This is a genomic window from Nocardioides sp. (genome assembly GCF_031397825.1).
GTDB lineage: Bacteria > Actinomycetota > Actinomycetes > Propionibacteriales > Nocardioidaceae > Nocardioides.
This window is the reverse complement of the sequence record NZ_JANNML010000001.1, coordinates 1-2,323: the sequence shown is the minus strand read 5'-3', so window position 1 is coordinate 2,323 and position 2,323 is coordinate 1. Positions and strand designations below refer to the sequence as shown.

3 protein-coding genes are annotated in these 2,323 nt (G+C 71.9%); 2 read left to right on the top strand and 1 reads right to left on the bottom strand.

All coding sequences use genetic code 11. The annotated features are described in order from the left end of the window. Both RMN98_RS00015 and RMN98_RS00010 read left to right on the top strand, forming a co-directional pair. Window positions 1-1,168 (top strand): ATP-binding protein (locus tag RMN98_RS00015; RefSeq protein WP_309646744.1); only part of this gene is annotated, 1,168 nt, incomplete at its 5' end. Window positions 1,169-1,210: 42 nt separating this feature from the next. After that, window positions 1,211-2,179 (top strand): putative zinc-binding metallopeptidase, encoded by a 969-nt coding sequence (locus RMN98_RS00010; protein ID WP_309646743.1) that lies wholly within the window; start codon window positions 1,211-1,213, stop codon window positions 2,177-2,179. Here the strand turns inward: RMN98_RS00010 and RMN98_RS00005 are convergent. After that, window positions 2,142-2,323, bottom strand: a 182-nt coding sequence (locus tag RMN98_RS00005) for a hypothetical protein (RefSeq protein WP_309646742.1), incomplete at its 5' end; no start/stop codon positions are given. The genes RMN98_RS00010 and RMN98_RS00005 overlap by 38 nt on opposite strands.

The following is a 2,323-nucleotide window of genomic DNA, read 5'->3' as shown; positions in this document are numbered from 1 at the left end:
CGGTGGGTTCGGCGCCTGGGACGAGCACGGCGTCTACTTCGCCACCGGCCGGGCGGCGACGTCGGCAACGGTGCTGCGCCTCGCGGCCGCGGACCTGAAGCGCTGCGCCGACGCCTGGTTCCCGTTCGGGGTGCACTTCATCAACGGACTGGTGAGCACCGTGCGCCGGATCGAGGCGGGCGCGCGTCAGCGGGAGGCGCTGGTCGCGCTCGGCACGTTGGCGGCCGGGCTTCCGCACGAGCTCAACAACCCCGCGTCGGCGGCCACCCGGGCGGTCGACACGCTGGGCGAGACGTCGGAGGCCCTGCTGGGGTCGCTGCGTCACCTCGCCGAGCGCTCGATCACCGCCGAGCAGTACGTCGCGCTGGACCACCTCCGGCGGGAGCCCACCCCGACCGTCGGCGCCGACGCACTGGTGGCCGCGGACGCCGAGGACACCCTGTCGGACTGGCTGGTCGACCACGGCGTCGACCGTGAGTGGATCCTCGCGCCGACCCTGGCGGCCGCCGGGGCCGACGTCGGCTGGTGCGAGCGGGTCGAGCAGGTCCTCGGGCGGGAGTCGCTCGGACCGGGGCTGGAGTGGCTGGCGAGCTCCTTCCTCCTCGGCAGCCTGCTCACCGAGGTGAAGGACTCCACGCGCCGGATCTCCGACCTGGTCGCCACGGTGCGCTCCTACTCCCAGCTCGACCGCGCCTCGGTGCAGGACACCGACGTGACCGAGGGCCTCGACAGCACCCTGGTGATGCTCGGGCACAAGCTCGAGGGCGTCCGGGTCGTGCGCCGGTACGCCGCGGGGGTGCCCCGGATCGAGGCGATCCCCGGCGAGCTCAACCAGGTCTGGACGAACCTCGTCGACAACGCCGTCGACGCGATGGGCGGCGTCGGCACGCTGACCGTCTCGGCGTACGTCGACGAGCTCGGCAAGGTCGTGGTCGAGGTCGCCGACAGCGGACCGGGCATGCCGGCGGAGGTCCGGGCGCGCGCCTTCGAGCCGTTCTTCACCACCAAGGACGTCGGCCGGGGCACCGGCCTGGGGCTCGACATCTCCCGTCGGATCGTGGTCGAGCGCCACGCCGGGGAGATCGAGATCGACTCCACCGCGGGCGGCACCGTGCTGCGGGTGAGGCTTCCCCTCCGGTCGGCGAGGGGCGGAGCGGACGCTCAGTGAGACGGGGCGCTTGAGGCGTCACGTTCCGGGGACCATCGGCGCATGCGCTCCTTCTCGTGCCGCGGCTGCGGCCAGACCCTCTACTTCGAGAACTCCGTCTGCGTCGCCTGCGACGCGGCCGTCGGCTACTCCCGCACCGAGCGCGACATGCTGCTGCTGGGCGACGCGTTCACGCCCTGCGTCAACCTCGACCTCAACGGCTGCAACTGGATCCCCGACGTCGCTGGCGAGCAGTGCTTCGCCTGCTCGCTGACGCGGACCCGTCCGGCCGACGACGACCTCGAGGGGCTGCCGCAGTACTACCGCGCCGAGCAGGCCAAGCGCCGCCTGGTCTACGAGCTCGACGGGCTCGGGCTGCCGCTCGTGCCGCGCGACGAGGCGACCGGGAAGGGCATCACCTTCGACCTGCTCTCCAGCGTCGAGGAGAACGTCGTCACCGGCCACGCCGACGGCGTCATCACCCTCGACCTCGCCGAGGGCGACACGGTCCACCGCGAGAAGGTGAAGGAGAGCCTCGGCGAGGCCTACCGGACCCTGCTGGGCCACTTCCGCCACGAGATCGGCCACTACTACTGGCAGGTCCTGGTCGACGACCGCGACGGCAACGAGGCGTGCCGCGAGGTGTTCGGCGACGAGACCTTGGACTACCAGGGCGAGATCGACCGCCACTACGCCGAGGGTCCGCCGGCCGACTGGGAGCAGCGCTACGTCTCGGCGTACGCCACGATGCACCCGTGGGAGGACTTCGCGGAGACCTTCGCGCACGTCCTGCACATCACCGACGCCCTCGACACCGCGCACGCCTTCGGTCTGACCGTCGACCCCAACGTCGCCGTACGCCGCTTCTCCGACGTCGTGGTCGGCACCTGGATGCCGCTGGCCATCGCGCTGAACCAGCTGAACCGATCGCTGGGCGAGGGCGACCTCTACCCGTTCGTGCTGGCGCCGGCCGTCATCGACAAGCTGGAGTGGGTCAATGCCCTGGTGCGGGGGGCTGGATCTCCGACGTGAGGGCGGAGGTGGCCTCGGTGAGCGCGCCCAGCGCGCGGTCGATCGTGGCCACCTCGTCGTCGCTGAAGTCGGCCAGCGCCTCGCGCATGCGCTGAGCCAGCGGCTGGAAGAACTCCCCCGACAGGGTGCGCGCCTCCTCGCTCA

Coding starts and splice junctions, on each gene's coding strand:
- RMN98_RS00010 (WP_309646743.1), top strand. CDS start 1,211: ATGCGCTCCTTCTCGTGCCGCGGCTGCGGCCAGACCCTCTACTTCGAG.